General features: G+C 61.8%; 22 protein-coding genes and 1 riboswitch. Of the genes, 7 read left to right on the forward strand and 15 right to left on the reverse strand.

Annotation, left to right across the window (positions count from 1 at the left end; genetic code table 11):
* Position 1: 1 nt before the first annotated feature.
* From C5L13_RS19650 to C5L13_RS19660, 3 genes are all read right to left on the reverse strand, one after another.
* Positions 2-1,012 carry a Gfo/Idh/MocA family protein gene (locus C5L13_RS19650; protein ID WP_105384957.1) on the reverse strand — a complete coding sequence of 337 codons (1,011 nt, stop codon included), beginning with the start codon at positions 1,010-1,012 and terminating at the stop codon, positions 2-4.
* A 10-nt stretch (positions 1,013-1,022) separates the two neighbouring features.
* The gene (locus C5L13_RS19655; RefSeq protein WP_105385044.1) at positions 1,023-1,922 is read right to left on the reverse strand and encodes a sugar phosphate isomerase/epimerase family protein; all 900 of its coding nucleotides are present in this window, start codon (positions 1,920-1,922) and stop codon (positions 1,023-1,025) included.
* 307 nt (positions 1,923-2,229) lie between these two features.
* A complete protein-coding gene (locus C5L13_RS19660; protein ID WP_105384958.1) occupies positions 2,230-3,258 on the reverse strand; it encodes a LacI family DNA-binding transcriptional regulator in 1,029 nt (342 codons plus the stop codon).
* Between the two features lie 429 nt (positions 3,259-3,687).
* Here C5L13_RS19660 and C5L13_RS19665 point away from each other — a divergent pair, with 429 nt between their 5' ends.
* The 3 genes from C5L13_RS19665 to C5L13_RS19675 all read left to right on the forward strand — a co-directional run bounded on the left by C5L13_RS19665 (position 3,688) and on the right by C5L13_RS19675 (position 5,547).
* A complete protein-coding gene (locus tag C5L13_RS19665) occupies positions 3,688-3,897 on the forward strand; it encodes a cold-shock protein (protein WP_105384959.1) in 210 nt (69 codons plus the stop codon).
* A gap of 140 nt (positions 3,898-4,037) precedes the next feature.
* Positions 4,038-4,418 (forward strand): DUF6481 family protein, encoded by a 381-nt coding sequence (locus tag C5L13_RS19670; RefSeq protein WP_105384960.1) that lies wholly within the window; start codon positions 4,038-4,040, stop codon positions 4,416-4,418.
* A gap of 88 nt (positions 4,419-4,506) precedes the next feature.
* Positions 4,507-5,547: a fatty acid desaturase gene (locus C5L13_RS19675; protein ID WP_105384961.1), complete on the forward strand. Its 1,041-nt coding sequence runs from the start codon at positions 4,507-4,509 to the stop codon at positions 5,545-5,547.
* 48 nt (positions 5,548-5,595) lie between these two features.
* Here C5L13_RS19675 and C5L13_RS19680 read toward each other — a convergent pair whose 3' ends face one another.
* On the reverse strand, positions 5,596-6,486 hold the full coding sequence (locus C5L13_RS19680) for a LysR family transcriptional regulator (protein ID WP_105384962.1): 891 nt from the start codon (positions 6,484-6,486) through the stop codon (positions 5,596-5,598).
* A gap of 122 nt (positions 6,487-6,608) precedes the next feature.
* Between C5L13_RS19680 and C5L13_RS19685 the strand changes: the two genes are divergently transcribed.
* Positions 6,609-7,337, forward strand: coding sequence for an SDR family oxidoreductase (locus tag C5L13_RS19685; protein ID WP_105384963.1), 729 nt, complete (start codon positions 6,609-6,611; stop codon positions 7,335-7,337).
* Between the two features lie 11 nt (positions 7,338-7,348).
* Positions 7,349-7,693, forward strand: coding sequence for an Atu4866 domain-containing protein (locus C5L13_RS19690; protein WP_105384964.1), 345 nt, complete (start codon positions 7,349-7,351; stop codon positions 7,691-7,693).
* A 43-nt stretch (positions 7,694-7,736) separates the two neighbouring features.
* Here the strand turns inward: C5L13_RS19690 and C5L13_RS19695 are convergent, their stop codons facing one another.
* The 9 genes from C5L13_RS19695 to C5L13_RS19735 form a co-directional block, all read right to left on the reverse strand.
* Complete coding sequence (locus C5L13_RS19695; RefSeq protein ID WP_105384965.1) at positions 7,737-8,561, reverse strand: ABC transporter ATP-binding protein; 825 nt, start codon at positions 8,559-8,561, stop codon at positions 7,737-7,739.
* Positions 8,558-9,541: a FecCD family ABC transporter permease gene (locus C5L13_RS19700; RefSeq protein ID WP_105384966.1), complete on the reverse strand. Its 984-nt coding sequence runs from the start codon at positions 9,539-9,541 to the stop codon at positions 8,558-8,560. Before C5L13_RS19700 ends, C5L13_RS19695 begins: the two co-directional genes overlap by 4 nt.
* 41 nt (positions 9,542-9,582) lie before the next feature.
* Positions 9,583-10,617 carry an ABC transporter substrate-binding protein gene (locus C5L13_RS19705; RefSeq protein WP_105384967.1) on the reverse strand — a complete coding sequence of 345 codons (1,035 nt, stop codon included), beginning with the start codon at positions 10,615-10,617 and terminating at the stop codon, positions 9,583-9,585.
* A gap of 181 nt (positions 10,618-10,798) precedes the next feature.
* Positions 10,799-11,034: riboswitch (cobalamin riboswitch) on the reverse strand.
* 331 nt (positions 11,035-11,365) lie between these two features.
* Positions 11,366-12,382 carry a zinc-dependent alcohol dehydrogenase family protein gene (locus tag C5L13_RS19710; protein ID WP_105384968.1) on the reverse strand — a complete coding sequence of 339 codons (1,017 nt, stop codon included), beginning with the start codon at positions 12,380-12,382 and terminating at the stop codon, positions 11,366-11,368.
* Positions 12,383-12,408: 26 nt separating this feature from the next.
* Positions 12,409-12,858 carry a cyclophilin-like fold protein gene (locus tag C5L13_RS19715; protein WP_245571360.1) on the reverse strand — a complete coding sequence of 150 codons (450 nt, stop codon included), beginning with the start codon at positions 12,856-12,858 and terminating at the stop codon, positions 12,409-12,411.
* Positions 12,855-14,045, reverse strand: a complete 1,191-nt coding sequence (locus C5L13_RS19720) for an MFS transporter (protein ID WP_105384969.1) — start codon at positions 14,043-14,045, stop codon at positions 12,855-12,857. Before C5L13_RS19720 ends, C5L13_RS19715 begins: the two co-directional genes overlap by 4 nt.
* Positions 14,046-14,262: 217 nt before the next feature.
* Positions 14,263-14,634, reverse strand: a complete 372-nt coding sequence (locus C5L13_RS19725) for a c-type cytochrome (RefSeq protein ID WP_245571362.1) — start codon at positions 14,632-14,634, stop codon at positions 14,263-14,265.
* On the reverse strand, positions 14,631-16,874 hold the full coding sequence (locus C5L13_RS19730) for a xanthine dehydrogenase family protein molybdopterin-binding subunit (RefSeq protein ID WP_105384970.1): 2,244 nt from the start codon (positions 16,872-16,874) through the stop codon (positions 14,631-14,633). The genes C5L13_RS19725 and C5L13_RS19730 overlap by 4 nt, the downstream gene beginning before the upstream one ends.
* Before the next feature lie 14 nt (positions 16,875-16,888).
* Positions 16,889-17,335, reverse strand: a complete 447-nt coding sequence (locus tag C5L13_RS19735) for a (2Fe-2S)-binding protein (RefSeq protein WP_105384971.1) — start codon at positions 17,333-17,335, stop codon at positions 16,889-16,891.
* 166 nt (positions 17,336-17,501) lie between these two features.
* Between C5L13_RS19735 and C5L13_RS19740 the strand changes: the two genes are divergently transcribed.
* Positions 17,502-18,398: a LysR family transcriptional regulator gene (locus tag C5L13_RS19740; protein WP_105384972.1), complete on the forward strand. Its 897-nt coding sequence runs from the start codon at positions 17,502-17,504 to the stop codon at positions 18,396-18,398.
* 114 nt (positions 18,399-18,512) lie between these two features.
* Here the strand turns inward: C5L13_RS19740 and C5L13_RS19745 are convergent, their stop codons facing one another.
* Positions 18,513-19,259 (reverse strand): SDR family oxidoreductase, encoded by a 747-nt coding sequence (locus tag C5L13_RS19745; protein WP_105384973.1) that lies wholly within the window; start codon positions 19,257-19,259, stop codon positions 18,513-18,515.
* Between the two features lie 98 nt (positions 19,260-19,357).
* Here C5L13_RS19745 and C5L13_RS19750 point away from each other — a divergent pair, with 98 nt between their 5' ends.
* On the forward strand, positions 19,358-20,263 hold the full coding sequence (locus C5L13_RS19750; protein WP_105384974.1) for an AraC family transcriptional regulator: 906 nt from the start codon (positions 19,358-19,360) through the stop codon (positions 20,261-20,263).
* A 40-nt stretch (positions 20,264-20,303) separates the two neighbouring features.
* Here C5L13_RS19750 and C5L13_RS19755 read toward each other — a convergent pair whose 3' ends face one another.
* Complete coding sequence (locus C5L13_RS19755; RefSeq protein WP_105384975.1) at positions 20,304-21,212, reverse strand: dihydrodipicolinate synthase family protein; 909 nt, start codon at positions 21,210-21,212, stop codon at positions 20,304-20,306.
* Positions 21,213-21,365 lie beyond the last annotated feature (153 nt).

The raw sequence follows: 21,365 nt of genomic DNA on the forward strand, positions 1-21,365 counted from the left end.
CTCAGCTATAGAGCGCGGGGCGCGGCGGCAGGTTGATCGCGACAGGCTGCCCCTCGGCCTGCTGGGCAAGAACGCAGGCGTCCGACGTGATCGCGGCCACATAGCCGTCCCAGGAATTCGGTCCGGCAGCAGTACCCTTCGCAGCCGCATTGATGAAATCCTGAAGTTCGACATCGTAGCTCGCGACAAAGCGGTCCTTCCAGTCCGTCAGGATCGGGTTCTGGAGCTTTGCATCGAGACGCATCTGGATGGCCATGGGCTCCGGCAGGCTTGCAATGCCGTCCTCACCGACCACCTCGCATTGTATGTCGTAGCCGTAATGGCAGTTGACGAAGATTTCGACGTCGATGACGGTGCCCTTTGCAGTTTCCAGGATGACGATCTGCGGGTCGCGCAGCTTCGCGTGGCTTCTCGCGGCCGCGCGGGGAAAGATCACTCTTGCCGAAACGTAATCGTCGTCAAGCAGCCAGCGCAGCACGTCGATCTCATGGATCATCGTGTCATGGATCGCCATCGGCGTCACATATTGTTCCGGAACGGCCGGATTGCGGTGCGCGGCGTGAACCATGATCGGCGCTCCGATCCGGGTGTCGACCGCCTGTTTCAGCGCAACGTAGCCGGCGTCGTATCTGCGCATGAAGCCGACCTGCACCAGCCGCTTGCCGTGGGCCACCTCCGCATCCACGATGCGCCTGGCTCCCTCGGCAGTCGTTGCCAGCGGCTTTTCGCAGAAGCAGGGCTTGCCGGCGGCAATCGCCGCAAGCACGTATTGTTCGTGTGTTGCGCCCCACGAGGTTACCAGAACAGCATCCACGTCAGGCGAAACGATCAATTCTTCGCCTGACGCAAAGAGAGTGGCGCCCGGTGCAATATCGTTTCTGACCGCTTCCGCCGATGCCGAATTCACGTCGCTCAGGGCGACGATTGCCGCGCCGCCGAGCACTTGATTGATGCGCCGCGCATGATCGCGGCCGATCGCGCCGGTGCCGATGACACCAATTCTCACAGTCATAGGAAAAGCCTCACTTCTGGTATTTGGCAATGTAGTTGTTCATCTCGGCGTACATGAAGCGGCCCGAATGATCGGCCTTGTCCTCCCAGGCGAAGACGCAGGAGGTCATGATGCCGTCGAAACCGATTTCGGCGAGCGTCCCGAAAAAGTCGTCCCATGGCACTTCGCCCTGGCCGATGTTCAGATGCTGATGCACGCGGGCCTGGGTGCCGGGCGGATTCAAGATGTAACGGAGCCCCGAACTGGCCTTGTGATTGAAGGTGTCGCCGACATGCACATGCGCAAGAACGTCCGCGCATTCCCGCAACATCGCTTTCGTGTCGTCTCCGAAATAGAAGGTATGCGGCGCGCAATAGAGGAACCGGACATTCTTCGAATTCACCGTGCGGATGATGTCCACCGCCGGCTGAAGGGTTTCGCACCAGTCTTCGGGATGCGGTTCGATATGGAGATTGATGCCCTCCTTCTCAAAGATCGGCACAAGCTCGTCCATCGACCGCCACCAGGCGTCCTCGCAGGCCTCGATCATCGAGCCGGTATGGCAGCAATAGCACGATCCCTTGTCCGGATGCGGTCCGCGGCCGAATTCGGAATTCATCGTGTCGACTTCCATCTCGACGGCGATCTCGATGGCGCGCTTCCAGTGCTTGACCGCCGCCTGCCGCTCCGTTTCGTCGTCCGAAGCCCAGCGATACATCGGCAGCAGCGAGGCAATCTTCACGTTCTCGGCGGCCAGCGCCCTCTTGAATGACTTGATCCGGTCAGGGAAAACCCGGGGCGCCTTGAACCATTCCAGGAAATCGGACCGCGGGCTGAGCTCGATCCACTCGTAGCCGAGTTCACGCACCTTCCGCGGCAGTTCCTCAAGGCTGAGATGTCGGTGCATGAACGGGTCGAGGGCGATGCGCATTTGTGCCTCCTTGCTCTTCGGTATCCAGTGAAGCCCGTGAGGGCAGGTTGACGTCGCGAAATCCGGAAGGAAAACATTGTCTGAGACTATGTCGAACGGCACGCGCGCCCCCTCCCGCAGATTGAACTTGCGCGGCAAACGAGCCAGCTCTGATCGTGATTTCTCCCGGTGAGGCGGCCTCCCGTCCCCTCCACCGTGAACAGGAGAATTTGCCAACTGCGCTCGATCGTCAAGGAAGGGTTGCGCCTTTGGACCATCAAGCCTGATAGAAACAATTCAGTCGCCTATGATGGTTTCTATCAAGCCATCATAGGCTCTCAGGAACCCACAGATGCGCAGGGACAAATCGCTGCCCCGGACTTTCCGCCATGCCATGCTCGATCGTATGCGTCATAGTCAGGATGAGATCGGCACACAGTTCGCGAAGCGGTGTCTGAAAAACTCCGGAAATACGGCGGTCGAGGAGTGCCTGCCTGGATTCTGGCGTCAGTTCATTGACGAGGCAAGCGATCCTGTCGCCGCTTTGGCTTTCCTGCAGAGCCTCGATGACCCCTTCCATGCCACCGCCAATGCAATAAACGCCGACGAGATCCTGGTGGCGGGCGATCGCATTCATGAGCAGCTCATAGGTGATCCGCCGCGTCTCGAGATTTATCAGCGCATCCAGCACTTCAAAATCCGGGGCATATTCCCGGATATAGGCGCGAAAGCCGGTCTCGCGCAGGGCATGGCCATGAAAGCGGTGGCCTCCCAAAAGCAACACGACCTTACCTGGCCGCGGCGAAAGCTTGGAGATCAGCCATGCGGCGGTCCTGCCCACCTTCATGTTGTTTGTGCCGAGATAGGCCTCTCGTACACCTTGCGCAAAGTCCGAAAGCAGCGAGAACGTCGGGATACCCTTTGCTCTCAGTGCGCCGACGGCCGCCGTCACGTCGTGATGATCCGGGCCGGTCGCGCCGATCGCCTGTACCTTGCCGGACATCCCGAGGAGAAGCTCCGACAGTTCGGACGGTTCCCCGGATTTCGCGAACTGGATCGTGATTTGCACGCGCCGGTCTCGCACGGACTGGGCGGCGGCCTGAAGTTCGGCGGCGAAGGTCTGGTAGAAGTCGTGACGTTCCTTCCGCAGCACGAAGCCCAAGTGGTAGGAAGGCATGTCGGCAAGCATGCGCTGGCGGATGATATTCGTGCCGTGAAAACCCACTTGCTGTGCAGCGTCCAGCACCCTTCGCGAGGTTTCCTCCCGCACGGGTGACCGGCCGTTCAGCACCCGGTCGACGGTTGCCACTCCTACTCCCGCGGCCCTGGCCACGTCGGCGATCGTTGGGCGTTTCATGAGTCAATAACCTGGATGACGGATGGGCCGGGAAGCGTCTGCGCTCACCATGCTTTCATCATTCTGATAGAAGTTCAATCATGCCACTTTCTACCCCGGCATCACCAAACCCCGCAGATGGGCCGGCGTGTTCTGTTTCATGCGGTCTTGGAGCAGGCCCAGATGCCGATTTGGCGTTCGGCCCGCCCGCCGACTGTTGTCGCGATTGCATCCCACAAATATCTACCTTAGGTAGTATTATGAGCATTTTTTGAAACAAAAAGTTGACAACCGCATAGGCCTGGTCTATTTGACGGCCATCGATACTTTGTTTGCTGATATTGTTGTTGCTGCGCCTCGCGCACCTTGACGAACTTTCCCTCTCAAAAGTCGAAACGATCCCGCCGTGCGTCGCCCGGCGGTCCACAAATTGCTATGAAAGGGTTCGTTATGACCACTGGCACAGTTAAATGGTTCAATGCCACCAAGGGCTTCGGCTTCATTCAGCCTGACGACGGCAGCGCCGACGTTTTCGTTCACATCTCTGCTGTCGAGCGCGCCGGCATGAGCTCGATCGTTGAAGGTCAGAAGCTCAGCTTCGAACTCGAGCGCGACAAGAAGTCGGGCAAGATGTCTGCAGGCCAGCTCCAGGCTGCCTAACCTTTTAGCCTCCATGACCACGGATGTACTGGCATGGTAGCGAAAGTATGCAAAGGCCAGACGAATGTCTGGCCTTTTTCCGTTAAGCGCTATATGCGCTTGCACCTGCGACATCCCAAAAAATTCACAAGGAAGATCCATTGAGACACCCGAACGACAACAGCTTTGCCGAACGCCGCAAAACCGCAGCGGATGCCAAGCAAAAGCTTTTGGCGAAATTTGCGTCCGCCCCGAAAGCGGACGATCCTGCCGTGCAGGAGCGGCGTGCCGAGCGCGAGGCCATTGCGGCGGCGCGGGAAGCCCGCCGTGCCGAACGTGAAGCGCTGAAGGCCGAGGAACATGAGCGCCTCCGGAAGGAAGCGGCAGAATTGACCGCCGCCGCGGAAGCCCATGAAAAAGCCGAGGCTGCGGCCAGAGAAGCGGAAATCAACGAGCGCGTTTCCCGCGTCGTGGCCGATGAAGCCGCGCGCAAGGCCGAACGCGATCGCCGCTACGCGGCACGCAAGGCCCGTCAGCGCTGACGGTTTACAGGATATACCAGGAAAGCGCGCCGACGAACCTCTCCTCGGAGCCGCTGCGCGCCGAGGCCGAGAAGGTGGATCGAAATCCATGAACGTCCATGCCTATGCAACTGCGAACGTCGCGGACGACAATGTCGGCGCGTGGCTGAAGATTCTTTCGAAATATCGGCAGCCTCGTTTTGGGCGCAGCGTATTCGAGCTGATCGTCACGCTACTCCCGTTCGCAGCATTCTGGGCCGGCGCCTATATCTCCGTCGTCCTGGGTTTCCCGATCGGGCTGATCCTCGTCCTCCCGGCGGCTGCCTTTCTGTTGCGGCTTTTCATGATCCAGCACGATTGCGGGCACGGCTCGTTCTTCGCGCGCCGGCGTCTCGACAACTGGACGGGACGCGCCCTCGGGGTGCTGACCCTGACACCCTACGACTACTGGCGGCGGGCGCATGCCGCTCATCACGCCTCCGCCGGCAATCTTGACGAACGCGGCGTCGGCGATATCACCACGCTGACTGTTGCCGAATATCATGCCCTCCCCTGGCCGAGACGTCTCGCCTACCGGCTTTACCGCCACCCGCTGGTGATGTTCGGTATCGGGCCCGCCTGGGTCTTTCTCTTCAAGCAGCGCCTGCCTTTCGGGATGATGAACTCGGGGGCATTGCCCTGGGTGTCGACGATGGCCACCAATCTCGCGGTCGCCATCCTCACGGCCCTGATGATCTGGGCCGTCGGGCTCGTTCCCTTTCTGCTGATCCATCTGCCGGTCGTTCTGCTTGCAGGTGCAGCCGGCGTATGGCTCTTCTACGTCCAGCACCAGTTCGAGGAAACCCATTGGTCGAAGGGCGACGAATGGCAGTTCCCGAAAGCCGCGCTGCATGGCGCATCCCACTACGACCTGCCGCTGGTGCTTCGATGGATTACCGGCAATATCGGCGTTCACCACGTTCATCACCTGTCGAGCCGTATTCCCTATTACCGGCTGCCGGAGGTGCTCAACGACCATCCCGAACTGGCCGGCATCGGCCGCATCGGCCTGTGGCAGAGCATTCAATGCGTCAGGCTCGTGCTTTGGGATGAAAAGAGCGGCAAGCTCGTTTCCTTCCGGGATGCCGCGAAGCTGGCGACGTCTGCCTAATTTAGTCGGCGACACCCGGGTTCAACCGGGGTTCACCCGCGGCAAACGCTAACCGAGCCGTCGCAGGTGATCGATGAGGGCTCGCAGCTTTGGCGCCAAGTTGCGGCGGCTCGGGTAATAGAGGTAGAAGCCGGCAAAGCGTGGGCAATAGTCCTCGAGAACGGGCACGAGTTCGCCCCGTTCGATCCAGGGGCGAAAGCTCTCCTCCATCCCGAAGGTGATGCCGGCGCCGGCAACGGCAAGTTTTGTCATCAATGCCATGTCGTTTGTGGTGATCTCCGGCGCGACGGCAACGCTGAACTCTTTTCCCTTCTCCACAAATTCCCAACGATAAGGCGGAACCTTGGGCTTTGGGCGCCAACCGATGCAGCGATGGGCGGCAAGGTCACTCGGGTGGGAAGGCGCTCCGAAGCGGTGCAGATATCCCGGCGCGCAAACGGCGAGCTGTCGCTCGTCGCCGGCAACAGGCACCGCGATCATATCCTGCTCGATCACCTCGCCGAGCCTGACCCCGGCGTCGTATCCCTCGGCAACGATGTCGAATTCCTCATCCGTCACCGTGATGTCGACCTGAACCTCCGGATTGGCCTCGGCAAAGGTCGCGAGGAACGGCCCTGACAGAAAGCGCTCGGCGATCGACGAGACCGCCAGCCGCAACTGACCACGCGGGCGCCCGCGCAAATCTCCGGCGGCTTCGATTGCCGCACGCATGTCTGCAAGCGCAGGTGCAACTTCGCCGAATAGACCTTCCCCCGCCTCCGTGAGGCTGACGCTGCGCGTTGTCCGCTGAACAAGCGCGATCCCGAGCGTTTCCTCCAGCCGCCTGATCGTCTGACTGACCGCCGAGCGGGTGACGCCCATACGGTCGGCGGCTGCACGAAAGCTTTTCTCCTCGGCCACGAGAGCGAAGACAGCGAGCGCATTGAGATCCGGTTCCATTGGTTAGTTCAGCTTTCCATGTCATGAAGAAATGGTCGTCTTATCGCAACAATGGGGCAGATCTATCTTGGTGGCAACCGCTGAAGGGCGGTTTCAAAATGTCAACCAGGAAGGAAACGGACATGTCCCTCAACAAAGTCGTCCTCGTAACCGGCGCCTCGAGCGGCATAGGCGCCTCGATCGCCCGCGAACTTGGTGCCGCCGGAGCAAAGGTCATGCTCGGCGCGCGCCGCACCGATCGGCTGGATGCGCTCGCCGAAGAGATCAACGCAACGGGTGGTGAAGCACTGACCCGCCGGCTGGATGTCACCGACCGCACCGATGTCGCCGCCTTCGCGGACGCGGCGCGCCAGGCCTGGGGTCGCGTCGACGCGATCGTCAACAATGCCGGCGTCATGCCGCTTTCGCTGATGGCCTCCATGAAGGTCGACGAATGGGACCGGATGGTCGACGTCAACATCAAGGGAGTGCTCTACGGCATCGCCGCAGTGCTGCCGGAGATGAGCGCGCGAGGCTCCGGCCATATCATCAACATCGCCTCCATCGGAGCACTGTCCGTCTCGCCGACGGCCGCCGTCTATTGTGCGACGAAATATGCGGTGCGGGCAATCTCGGACGGGCTCAGACAGGAGCACGACAACATCCGCGTCACCTGCATCCATCCCGGCGTGGTTGAAAGCGAGCTCGCCGAGACGATCACCGATCCGGTCGCCGCAGAGGCCATGAAGACCTACCGCGCCATCGCGCTGAAGCCTGACGCGATCGGCCGGGCCGTGCGCTTTGCCATCGAGCAGCCGGAGGACGTCGATGTCAACGAGATCGTCGTTCGTCACACCCGGGCAGCCCATTGAGGACCGCAGCCATGGACCGCCGCTACTTCATCCTCACTGCCGCCGCATCTCTGGGTGCCGCGTTTTCTCATCGAGCCATCGCCGAGGAACCCATGAACAACCTGACCGAGACCCGAACCCAGAGCCATCCCTATGCCGGCATGTGGGTGACCGAAGACGGCTACATCCGCCACGAGCTGCTGCCGAACGGCCGTTATGACGAGGCGCGCGGAACCCGTAAGAGCGCCTATCAGGGGCGCTATACGGTGACCGGCAACCACATCGACTACTGGGACGATACCGGTTTCACTGCCGACGGCGAGTTCATCGACGGTGTACTGCATCACGCCGGCATGATCCTCCATCGGGAGAAGTAGCGGCCGAGTCGAAGGCCCAGGCCACGATATCGAGGGAGGCAGATCACGAGCGATGGTGTCTTTTGCCGGTGCCATTTCCCATGGAAGAAGATCGTCCACCCCTGCCGTTTTGTGCCTGAAAACGGACGTAACAGCTTCCCTCGATGTCGATTTCGATTGCGGCTTCGACCCCGAATACGTCGCGGATGCGTTCGGCCGTCAGCACCTCGAAAGGCCTGCCGACCGCGACCAGCCGCCCGCCTTGCATCACGGCAATCCGGTCACAAAACATGGCAGCGTGGTTGAGGTCGTGCAATGCCGCGACCACCGTGAGGCCCTGCCGACGGACGAGATCAAGCAGACCGATCTGGTGGCCGATGTCCAAATGGTTCGTCGGCTCGTCGAGCAGCAGGATCTTCGGCTGCTGGGCAAGCGCGCGGCCGATATGCAGGCGCTGGCGCTCGCCGCCCGAAAGCGTATGCCAAAGCCGGCCGGCAAGATGGGCCATGTCTACATTTGCAAGGGTTGCCTCGACGATCGCATCGTCATTCGCCGACCAGGGCGACAGGGGGCCGAGATAAGGCGTGCGCCCAAGCTCGACCGCCTGTCTGGCGGTGATCCGGTCCGCGGTTTCGGCCTGCTGTTCCACCAGAGCCAGATGCCGCGCAACCTCGCGCCGGCCGAGCCTGCCGATCGGTACGCCATCCAGAATGACCTCGCCGGACCGCGGCTTGCGGATGCCGGAAAGCAATGCCATCAAACTCGTCTTTCCCGAGCCGTTCGGACCGATGAGGCCGAGAAATTCCCCTTCCCTGACCTCGAGCGAGACGCCGTCCACGATAGGCGCTCCGCCTACGCCCCAGGAAATATTGCTGGCCGAGAGCGTCATCCGCGTCCCCTCCTCTGCCCAAGAACGAAAGCGAAGGCCGGCGCTCCGACAAGGGCGGTGATCACCCCGATCGGCAAGACCTGACCCGGGATCAGAACGCGGGAAAGGACGTCCGCCAGGATCATGAAGACGGCGCCGATCAACGCGGCCGCCGGCAGCAGCACGCTATGGCGGATACCGACCAGCATGCGCGCCGCATGCGGAATGACCAGCCCGACAAAGCCGATGGAGCCGACGATCGACACCATGACCGCGGTCATCATCGCGGAGATGCCAACCAGCGCGAGATAGGTGCGACGAACCGAAATGCCGAGCGAGGCCGCCGATTCCGCGCCGAAGGTGAAGGCGTCAAGCGATCGGGCATGCCAGAGGCAAACCAGAAGACCGGCCAATGCGGCAGGAATGGCCAGCCAGGCATCCGGCCAGCGGACACCCGACAGATTGCCGAGCAGCCAGAACATGATGCCACGTGCCTGTTCTGCAGTCGCCGCCTTGGTGACGATGAAGGAGGTGAGCGCATTGAAGAGCTGCGAGCCGGCAACCCCTGCCAGGATGATCGCCGCCGTTCCTCTCCCCGCCTTGACGGCCAGCAGGCTGACAAGGGCGAAGGCGACGAGCGCTCCGAAAAAAGCGCCCATCGGAAGCGTCATCATGCCGGTCCCGAGACCGAGGATTGCCACGCTCACGGCGCCGGTGGAAGCGCCCGCCGAAATCCCGAGGATATAAGGATCAGCGAGAGGATTGCGCAGCAGCGATTGCAGCACCACGCCGGACAAGGCCAGTGCCGCGCCACAGCACCCCGCCACCACCGCCCTGCTCAGCCGATAGCTCCAGACGATGCCTTCGTCGATCGGCTCTAGCGGATAGCCCGCATCCCACAGCCGGTTGGCGACCGTCTTGGCCACCACCCCGAACGGGATCGAGGTCTCACCGATCGCTGCCCCCAGCCACAAGACTGCGACGAGGACCACAAGCGCCATTGAAATGGCACCCGTTCGACCGATGGATGCGACTGCGCCTCTCACTTGGCGAGGCCCGCGCCAGCAATCGCATCGGCCAGCGCCTCGATGCCTTCAATGGTGCGGATCGTCGGGTTCATGGCTTGCGCATCCATGTCGAAGACATGGCCGCTCCTGACAGCCGGCATCAGGCTCGCGACAGGATCGGCACCCAGGAATTTGTGTTTCGCCTCGACGCTGTCCAGTGGATAACGGCGGCGATCCATTGCCCCGGCGACGATCATGGTCGGATTGGCCTTGGCGATCGTCTCCCAGCCCACCGTCGGCCATTCGTCATCCGTCTTGATGATATTTTCGATCCCGAGAGCCGACATGATGTAGCCCGGCGCACCATTTTTGCCCGCCACGTAAGGGTCGGCATCCTGCTGAGCACTCGAGAACCAGAAGACGGCGGAAAGCCTGCTTTCGACGGACGCGACCTTGGCACGTGCCGCCGCTTCACGCCGTTTGAGATCGGCCACCACTTCCTCGCCCTTGTCCTGCACGTCGTAGATTTTCGCGAGATCGCGAATCTCCCGATGGACGAGGTCCATGGAGAAGACCTGATGGCGGACGCCGTCGCTGGTGGTGGAATTTTCCTTGCCCATGCAATCGGACGGCGACGTGTAGACCGCGATGCCCAATTCCTCGAACTGTTCAGGCTTGGCGACGACGCCCTCCGGCCCGACCTGCCATTGAAACTGTACGGTGATGATGTCCGGCTTTTTGCCGAGCACGCTTTCGAAGCTCGGATCGTTGTCGGCGAGGCGCTCTATCCTGCCGTTGATCTCCTCATAGTCCTTCAGGACAGGGCCTACCCACAGCGCAGTGCCGGCCACCTTGTCCGCAAGACCGAGGAGATAGAGGATCTCGGTGCTGCTCTGGCCGATCGAGACCGTACGGGATGGCGCCTTCTCGAACGTTATCTGCCGGCCGCAGTTCTCAAGCGTGAGAGGATAGTTCGTTTCTGCCGCCACGGCGCTGTGGAATAGCCCGGAAGCAAACAAAGATAGGATGCACAAGCCTGCGCTGAGCGGCCGCTTGGAAATGGTCGTCATAATATTTCCCCGAAATGTGATGTGATGCCGACCCTGAACAGGCCGCAGATATCAGGATGCCGTCAAAGCACCTGGTCGCCCCAGCGATGATGGAGATTCGGGAAATACGATGCACAAAAGCGCGATGAAGCGCGGATGATGGTCATGTCTTTCTCCTCTTCGGGCATCCCCGCCCGTGACGATGGATCGATGTTCGACGGCAGGTCTCCTGGCTTGCGGATATCTGTCGCCCATCTGCCTTCCCGCGCCGAGATCGGCGCAGTGGCATGGTGCCTTTCGGCGCCACGAGGATGGACGGCAATCCGCTTACAGTTGCGGGGGCAGCCACGGCATTGGATCCCCTTCGGGTCATCCGCACCGTATTCCCTTTTGATCCCGTCGCCTTTGGCTTCGGGAACCGTCATCGCCAGATAAAGGCCAGCCTGTCTTCCCGTCAAGCGGGAAAAGACAGCAGTCAAAGCCCCGACGATCAGGCGCGAGGTTCGGCTCCGGCTCGGATCGATGACTTCGGTCGAAATCCACCCGGCGAAATGCGGGCCATGGGTGAGGAGAAGCATATCAAGCCCCGTGTCGTATATTCACTCTCAGAAAGTGACACGGCCTGCATATGTAATGTTATTACATTCGTCAAATGGAAAGTTGCACAATAACGCTTCGATCGGGCCGCCGGGCTTCGGTTCTTGAAGCGCGCTGGTGGCCGGCACCTGGGCCAGCCACCAGCTTTTTCGCCATACATTTTGTCTTCGGTCTAAACCCGAAGCAGCGTCTTGATCGCGCGACGCTCGTCCATCGCCCGATAACCTTCGGCGACATCGGCGAGCGGCACTTCGAGGTCGAATACCTTTCCGGGATTGATCTTGCGGGTCAGCACCAAATCCATCAGGTAGGGCAGGAAGCGACGCACGGGAGCCGGCCCGCCCATCAGGCTTTTCTGGGCGAAGAAGAGGTTCTGCCCGTCGAGCTGCACGCCATGCGGCACTCCCACAAAGCCGATATGACCTCCCGGTCGGGCGCAGTTCATGGCCTGCATCATGGATTCCTGCGTCCCCACGCATTCAAGAACCGATTCCGCCCCGACGCCGCCGGTCAGTTCCTTGATCCGGGCGACGCCGTCATCGCCGCGTTCCGAGACGATGTGGGTAGCGCCGAATTCGAGCGCCAAGTCCTGACGGCTTTTGTGGCGGCTCATCGCGATGATTTTTTCGGCGCCCATCTGCTTGGCGGCAAGCACACCCATCAGTCCGACCGCGCCGTCACCCACGACCACGGCCGTCGAGCCGGGCTGCACCCGTGCCGCGTCGGCAGCATACCAGCCGGTGCCGAGCACATCCGATGCGGCGAGCAGGCTCGGGATGAGATCGTCGGACGGCATCTCGGCGGTCGCCACCAACGTTCCATCGGCAAGCGGCACGCGGGCATAAGGCGCCTGTGCACCGGACATGAATTCGCGCTGCTCACAGGAGGATTGGAAGCCGAACCGGCAATGCGGGCATGTGTTGTCGGAGATGCAGAAGGAGCCCACCACGAACTGGCCGGGCTTTACCGTCTTCACTGCATCACCGACTTCCACGACAACACCACAGTATTCGTGCCCCATATGGGACGGACCGTCCGTTGGCTGGAGACCGCGATAAGGCCAGAGATCCGAACCGCAGACGCAGGAGGCCGACAGCTTGATGATGGCGTCGGTCGGCTTGAGGATTTTCGGCTCCGCCACTTCGTCGCAGCGGATATCGCCTTTGCCGTGAAGAACAGTCGCTAGCATGATTGCAATTCCTTTCAGCAGGTTTTTCAGAGTGGCTCGATGCGGAGCGGGAACTCGCCGCGCGTGAGCAAGGGCTCGATGCCGCCGTCCAAGCGGCCGAGCCGGATCAGATCGCGTGTGGAAACGTAGCTCTCGTAAAAGAAGGCAAGATTGCCCCAGGGGACGTAGTAGCACAGGTCGCCGGGAGCGGCATTCGGGAATGGCCCCCTGGCTTCGAGGTTGAGCTTGCGCGGCAGATAGGCGATCTTTTCGTTGTTGGCGAAATCCGAAATCGTGAGAGCAAGGGGCAGCATCGAGCAGAAGTCGCGGGCAGACGGGTTGTCGTAGAGCGTGGCCGTGAAGTCCTGATCGGCAAAGGTGAAGCGTATCTTCATGGCCATGTCCTTCTGAGGCAGCGCCGGACGCGGCAGTAAGACGCCGGCGACCGCGCCGCCGAGCAAGGTCCGGCGCGTCATCGAGGGAGCTTGCGGTTTCATTTTGAACGCTCCCAATCAAACCAGGCTGCCCACGCGGCCAGTGAAGATCCAAGCAGCAAGACTGCGGCAAAGACGAACGAACTCCACCAACCAGTCCAATCGAAAAGAAGGCCGCCGGCTGCCGCCCCGATCGTGATGGCAAACTGGATGACCGCCACCTGAAGACCTCCGCCAGCCTCCGCATCGTCGTGCAGAACCCGGCTCAGCCACGTTCCCCAGCCGACCGGCGCAGCAGTGCCGAAAAAGCCCCACCCGATGAGCAAGCCCGCGACGGCAAGCTTGATCGAGTCGAATGCGATCAGCATTACGGCAATCCCTGCCATCACGAGGGGAATGGCAATCACGACCGAATAGAGACGTGTGGCAAGCAGGCGGCTGATGCACCAGGTTCCTGCGACACCGGCCAACCCCATCAACAACAGGACAAGAGATAGAGCGGAAACGGAATAATTCGAGACGGACTCCAGGAAGGGCCGAAGATAGGTGAACAGCGCAAACTGCCCCATGAACAGCAGCAGGATGGCCGTCATGCCGAGCGCGACCTGGCGGCGCCTCAGAAGCCGAAAGACGTTGCCCGCCACCCTGCGCCGGCGGGGCGGAAGGGAGGGCATGCTCATCCATTGCCAGATGAGAGCGAGGAATGCCAAAGGCACCACCAAGAAGAAGGTGCCCCGCCAGCCTATATAGTCGCCCAGAAAGCTTCCAAGCGGAGCCGAGATCGTGGCTGCAATGGCGTTGCCGGCATTCAGCATCGCAAGCCCCTTCGGCACGGCGCCCTCCGGCAGGAGACGCATGACGACGGCGGTGGACATCGACCAGAAGCCGCCGATCGCGACGCCGAGCAGTGCGCGGCCGACCATCAGCACCGCATGATTGGGGGCAACCGTAACGATAAGGCCGGAGACGATCAGCAGGAGCGAGAACGAAGACAGGACGACCTTGCGATCGATGTTCCGCGCGAGGCCTGCGATGAAAAGACTGGTGACCACGGCGAACAGACCGGAGATCGAGATCACTTGCCCAGCCTGCCCCTCGCTCATACCGAGATCGCCGGCAATCGGGGTCAGGAGGCTGACCGGCATGAATTCCGAAGCAATCAGCACCGCGACGCATAGCGCCATGGACGCGACCGCGCCCCAGGCAGCGACGGGCTTGGCCAGGGTGTCGTCGAAAGTTACTTGTGCCATATGTTTTTCACGTCCCTGAGCGGAGCATGCGGTTACCTCCCTCACCACATCATCTAACACTCGGCAGGCGATCGAATTAGCGGCCGTAATTGACTTGCATTTATCGACAGGCCGCATAAATGCGCGATGCGATGCGGGCTTTGGCCTCCTGTCTGCAATGGAATGGCGGCGCCGACCGAGCCGACGCCGCCACATCAATAGGCTGGTCCACGAAGCCCTACCGCGAGCCAAGGAACTGGATGATCGCGCGCCTTTCGTCGGCATTGTTGAAACGCTGCGCCATGCGCGTTCCGCGAACCATCGCGCCCGGGTTGGTCAGAAAGGTCTCGAGCGTTTCCGGGTTCCATGCGATTGCCGAATCCCGAAGAGCATCAGAATATTTGAAGCCTTCGGTCGTCCCGGCCGTTCGATCGACGATACCCTGCAGATGCGGCCCGACGCCGTTTTTAGGCGTTGCGATCTGATGGCACGTACCGCAACGTTGCTGAAACAGCCTCTGCCCGGCCGCGGCGTCGGCCTCTTGAGCGAGAGACGGCGTCGCGATGCCTAGGGAAACAAAAGTTAAGAGGTAAATGGCGGCCTTCTTCAACCGTCGACTCCTTTGAGATTAAGTTTGGACAACGGCAGGCCCCGAACGCGCTGGCCCGCAAGGACGGAGACCGCGTTTGCAACGGCCGGGGGGACGCCGGGCAGACCGGGCTCACCGATACCGCCCATGGGGGCACCGCTTTCGACAATCCGCACGTGAACCCGCGGCATGCGGTCCGGCGTGAGGATCTGATAGCCGTCATAGTTGCGCGCCTGTGGCATGCCGTCGACGTAGACGACCTCCTCGAACAGCGCGGAGGAGAGGCCAAGCGCAACGGCCGAGTTCACCTGAGCGCCGATGATCGCGGGGTTGACGATGCTGCCCGGATCGATGGCCACCCAGACGTCGTGCACAACGGTCTCGCCTTTCTCCAGGGATACCTCGGCGATTGTCGCGACCTCGCTGCCAAAGGGTGAGGCCATGGCCACCCCTCGGGCGCGCCGCGTGCCGTCCTCGGCGGTAAACGGCCCACGCCGCCAGCCGCCGGAAAGTTCGGCCACCGCTTCAAGCAGGGTCCTGTGGCGCGGACTGTTCGCCAATAGACGATGACGCAGCTCATAAGGATCCTGCCCGCCCGCATCGGCCATTTCGTCGAAAAACGTCTCGTAGAAGAAGTCGTTCATCGAGTGGCCGACGGATCGCCAGAAGCCGATGATCGCCGGGTCGTCCACATGGATCTGGCCGACGCGCCGGTTGGGGATCGCGTAGACCTTGCCGGCAATACCCTCGACGGCGGAACTGTCGACCTTGTCCGGCTGGCGCCCAAACCAGCGGCCGGTTGGCCCCTCGCCGATCGCGACGGCGGAGAGTGCAACCGGCGTCCCGCTCGCATCCAGTCCGGCACGGAAGCGAACCGCAGCCGTGGGCCGCAGCGCATCACGCAGGAATTCCTCCTCGCGGCTCCAGATGAGCTTGACGGGACGTCCGACCGCCTTCGAGAGAAGAATGGCCTGTGGGTAAGGATTTGCGGTTTGATAGAGGAAATGCCGCCCGAAGAACCCTCCGAGCATCGGCGAGTGGATAATGACCTTATCGGGCGCGATACCAGCAAGCTTGGCGGCATCCGCCTGGAACATTTCCGGTGCCTGGTTCGGGATCCAGAGCTCGAGCGTGCCGTCGTCGTTCCATCTCGCAAGCGCGGATGGCGGCTCCAATTGTCCGTGGGCGAGATGAGGGGCGTCGTAGGTCGCTTCCACCACGCGGTGAGCGCCGGCGAGCGCACCGGCAGCGTCTCCCTCCGCTTCGAAGGCAACGCCGTCGCCGGTCTTCGCCTTCAGCGTTGCCATATGGGCCTCGGTGGAAAAGTCGGCGGGCATGGTATGCGCAGTCCCAGGAGCCGCCTCGGTCCAGCTTACCTGCAAGGCCTCGACGGCCATGCGAGCGCGCCACCAGCTATTGGCGACCACCGCAACGGCGCCCGGCAGCCTGTGAATGGAATGAAAGCCGGGCATGCCGCGCACGGCCGCTTCGTTCTGCAACGCGCCCGGCTCACCGCCGAGCCGTGGGCTGTGCTGGACGGCCGCATACAGCATGCCGTCGACCTTCAGATCAATCGCGTATTTGGCCTTGCCGGTCGATTTGTCGCGCGCGTCCAGGCGCGCTACAGGCTTGCCGATCCAGCGGAAGTCGGCGCGATCGCGCAGAACGACATTGGCCGGAATCGGCAACTCCGCGGCTGCATCCGCTATCTCGCCGTAGGGAACCGTGCGACCTGAAGCAGCATGCACCGCCCGGCCCGGCTCGGTCGTCAGCTCCGCCACCGGCACGCCAAGCCGGGTCGCCGCAGCCTGCAGCAGCATCTGGCGCGCCGAGGCCCCGAGCTTGCGCATCGTATCATAGCTCATGCGCACCGACATGCTGCCGCCGGTGAAACGCGCCCCGCCCGTCAGCAGATAATCGGGGCCGGGAGGCGCACCTTCGACGACGAAATTCACCGGATCGACATCCAGCTCCTCGCCGACGATCTGGGCCATGGCGGTAAAGATCCCCTGCCCGCCTTCGATGAACGCGCTGCGGAACAGGACGATGCTGTCGGCCCGGATCTCCAGGAAAGCAGCAATGCGGGAACCGGGGGCGACGGACGCGGCGGCGGCCTGGGCCCTGACGCGGCCGGCCGGAAGCGTCACGCCGAGCACGAGCGCGCCGAGCGAAGAACCGAGAAAGCCGCGGCGGGACAGCTTGAACGGCTTGCCGTTCTCACTGGCCATGGCTTGGGCGGCGATGGATGTCATGTCGTTCATGGCCTACCTCTCGATCAAGCTTGAGCGGCGTCGCGGACGGCCGCCGCGATTGCGTTGTAGGTGCCACACCGACAGAGGTTGACCATCGCGCCGGCAATGTCCTCATCGGTCGGCTGGGGGCTCTGCTTCAGAAGCGCCGTCGCCGCCAGAACCTGGCCGGACTGGCAGTAGCCGCATTGCGGGACCTGATTGGAAACCCACGCTTCGACGACCTTCTGGCCCACCGGATCTTCCGCGACCGCCTCGATGGTCATGATCTCGGCACCTTCAACACTTTCGATCGGCGTGACGCATGAACGCGTCGCCTGTCCGTCGATCAGCACCGTGCAGGCACCGCACTGGGCGAGACCGCACCCATATTTGGTGCCTGTCATTCCCAGTTCGTCACGGAGCACCCAGAGCAGCGGCGTATCGGGCTCGATATCGACCTGATGTTTCGTCCCATTGATGGAGAGTTCCATGGCGGTTTTCCTCTAGAAAAGCTGGTGCACGACGGCGTCGAAACAGAAGCGGTACTGTCTCATTGAAGACGGTAGCAGAGGCGGCGCCTATGGATTAGTGGCCATGCTTCGCTTAGATTTATCGATCTGAATCATAAATCGGCTGCAAGAACCGGCGGGGAAGGCGATGGCCAGGGAAGATTTCAACGACCTCCTATGGTTCCTGGCCGTGGCGGAGGAGCGCAGCTTCACGAAGGCCGCGGCCAAGCTCGGCGTTACACAGTCGACGCTCAGCCATACGATCAAGCGCGTCGAGACACGCATGGGCCTGCGGCTTCTGACCCGCACCACCCGGAGCGTTGCGCTGACGGAAGCCGGCGAGCGCTTGTTTCATTCGCTGGCGCCTCGGGTCTCCGCCATAAGGGATGATCTTGCAGCACTCATGGCGCTCCGTGACAAACCGTCCGGTACGATCAGGATCACCCTCTCCGATCACGCACTCGAAAGCATCGTCTGGCCCAGGCTGCAGCCGATCCTTTCCCAGTATCCCGACATCAAGCTTGAGCTCAGCCGGGACAACGGCTTGCGCAATATCGTGGAAGACGGTTTCGACGCGGGCGTTCGGCTGGGCGAGAGCATCGAGAAGGATATGATCGCGATCAGGATTGGCCCGGACTGGAGACTTCTGGCGGTCGCCTCACCCGAATACCTTGCCAACTATCCGGCACCGCGGCATCCCCAGGAGTTGGTGCAGCACAACTGCATCAACATGCGCCAGGCAACTGGCGGCGGACTTTACGTCTGGGAGTTCGAGAAGGACGGACAGGAACTGCGCGTCCGGGTCGACGGACAGCTCACCTTCAATAGCTCATATCCCATGATAGATGCCGCCGTGAAAAGCTGCGGCATAGCCTTTCTGCCGGAAGATCTTGTCATCGACCACATCGCGGCCGGACACCTCGTGCCCATGCTCGAAGACTGGTCGCCTCCATTTTCAGGCTATTTCATTTATTACCCGACCCGGCATCAGAATTCGCCCGCCTTCAAGGTCGTTGTGGATGCCTTGAAATACAACGGGCGTTAGTCGTTCGAGAGACCGATTTCGATCGGAGAAGCCTTTTCCGAATCTGGATCGCCGCGGAAGAAGCCCGCGGCAATCCTATGCCCAGCACCGTGGAACGTCGCGGGCGCCGTGACGTTAGCCGGCCAATGCCACGGCGTCGGCGCCGGCGGGAATGCGAGCCGGGGACGAGGGATCGGTCGCCGCGTGCCAGACTGCCTCGACCACGTCGAGCGGTCGTGTAACCGGAGACGTCTCCTGCTCCCATCCGGCGAAGACCTTCTGTACCAAGCCCAGATAGGCCTCTGGGAAGCCACCCTGGCCCTGCATCCGGGACCGGGCATTTTCGCCGAATTTGGTCTCCGGAGCCCGTCCCGGCATCACCGAGCGCACGCGAACATTGAACTGGTCGAGTTCCAGCGCGAGCACGTCGGTAAACGCGTTCACCGCCGCCTTGCTCGCGGTATATACGGAAAGCAGGGGAAGCGGCTTCAAGGTGACGCTCGAGGTGATGTTCACGATGACGCCTTCCCTCCGTTCCCGGAACTGCGGCAGCACCGCCTGGGTCACAGCCATCGTCCCGAGGGTGTTCGTCTCGAAAAGCTCCCGCGCAATATCCATCGTCGTGCCTTCCAGAGCGTTGAGCCAGCCGATCCCGGCATTGTTGACCAGAACGTCGATCGGCCCTGCGGCATCAATGGCCCTGCGAATGCTTTCCGGATCGGTTACGTCGAGGGCGAGTATATCGAGGTGCTTGGATGCTGGCAGAATGTCCTCGCGCGGCGTACGCATCGTCGCAACGACCTTCCAGTTGCGGTCGAGGAAATATTTGGCGATCTCCAGGCCGAATCCGGACGAGCAGCCGGTGATAAGAACGGTTTTCATGTGATCTCCTTCATGGGATTGCAGTGCCAGGAACCTAGACTGCGAGAGCCGGACTATCTACAATTGAAAGTCCTGATTTCATTTGTGGAAGTCCTGAAATGACCGATCCATTCGCGGAAGTGGTGGCTTTGCTCCGGCCCACTGCGCCATTCTCGAAGGTTGTCAGCGGCGCGGGAGATTGGTCTGTCCACCGCTCCGAATTCGGACGGCCCTTCTACTGCGTGATCCTCGAAGGGGCGTCTCGCCTCACCGTCGAGGGTCGGGAGCCGATCGATCTTCGGGAGGGCGACTTCGTTCTGATCCCGGCGGCATACGATTTCACCATGTCGAGCCTTGAGCCGAGAACGGCCGGGCATGACGATCCGTCCACTGTCATCCGGCTTGAAGGCGAAATAAGACATGGCAATCCGGATGGACCGCCGGATGTCCGGCTGCTGGTTGGCCATTTTGTCTTCGGTTCGCCGGATGCGGCCCTGCTGGTTTCGCTCCTGCCGCAGCTCGTCCACGTTCGTGGCGAGCGACGGCTTGCCACCCTCGTACAGCTCCTGGGAGAAGAGGCCCGTGCGCTACGGCCCGCGCGGGAGATGGTCCTGGCGCGCTTGCTGGAAGTCCTGCTCGTCGAGGCGCTCCGATCCACGGCGGGCACGGCCGCTTCGCCTGGACTTCTGCGCGGACTGGCCGACGAACGCCTTGCCGCCGCAATCCGTCGGATGCATGAGCATCCGACCGCGAACTGGACGGTCGAGCAATTGGCTCACGAGGCCGCACTCTCTCGTTCCGCGTTCTTCGACCGCTTCCGTCGCGCCGTGGGCGTTGCGCCGATGGAATACCTGCTTTCCTGGCGCATGGCTCTGGCGAAGAACCTTCTAAGGCGCAAGGAAGGTGGAATGCAGGAAATTGCCGAAAGTGTCGGATACGGTTCCGCAAGTGCCTTCAGCGTCGCATTCACCCGTTTTGTGGGATTGCCGCCGACGCGATACGCGCGCGAGGAGATGGAATCGTAAAGCCCTGTCAGTCTCCTCCGCGGCAGCGGCTCGATCCTGCCTACCCCACCTCGGCAAGGTCTCGCCGAAGAAGGGCGAGGCAGTCGGCAACCTTACGCCTGGCCGGCTCCGGTAGAGGCAAAATCGGACGGGGCGGCTCGGCTTGGCAGACGCCGAGCAAGTCGGCGAGCGCATAGACCGACCGAAGGCTGGAGAACTGCTTGAAGATATCCCAGATCGGGCTCAGCGTAGCATCCAGCCGGCGCGCCTCGGCAACATCGCCAGCTTGGGCGGCCCTGACGATCCGGAGGCAGACGTCGGGCATGATACCGGCAAGTACGCTGCACCAGGTATCAGCGCCGCTGATCATCGCCTCCGTGGCGTTCCAGTCGCCGCTGTATCCGATCGAAAAATCGTCCGACGTGATACCTCGCTGATCCGCCAGGTGGCGCCCGATCTCGTCGCTTTTGTCGGTCGGGTTCTTGATGGCCACGATGCCGGATACCTTGGCCAAGCGCTCAACAAGCGCTGGCGTAAAACGGAAGTGCGTCGTTCCGGGGTTGTCGTAGATGACGATCGGCAGACGGCTCTCGCGCGCAACGGTGGTGAAATGCTCGAAGACTTCGTCCTCGGTGAGCGGCGTATAGGATACGGCGGCAAGCAGGCCTGCGGCCGCACCCAGGGCTTTGGCGTCCTGAGCCCGCCCGATGGCCTCGTCGGTACGCAAAGCGCCAACCCCAACGACAACCGGGATGTGCCCGCCAGCCTCTTCGAGAGCCAGCGCGAGAGCTCGGCGCCGTTCCTCCCGGGACAGATACATATAGGTGCCGGTGCTGCCGAGGAGACCGATGGAATCGACCTGCGCGATCCGGAGTCGGGCAACAAGCTTGCGCAACGCTTCGGAATCGACCTTGCCGTCGCGATCCATCGGCGTGATAGGGAATGCGGATAGCCCGCTCAGAAATCTCATTTCATACTCCGGGATTCGTCTTGTTCGCCGCGATGGTTGGGTGGTGACCCATCGCTGCCCGTCATAGCATGTGAAGAGCCTGACGCAGATCCGCAATCGCATCACTATATCTTAAAAGCGGACAAAGGAACGGAAAGGTACACGCTCCCGCCC

It is taken from the genome of Neorhizobium alkalisoli, from assembly GCF_002968635.1.
GTDB lineage: Bacteria > Pseudomonadota > Alphaproteobacteria > Rhizobiales > Rhizobiaceae > Neorhizobium > Neorhizobium alkalisoli.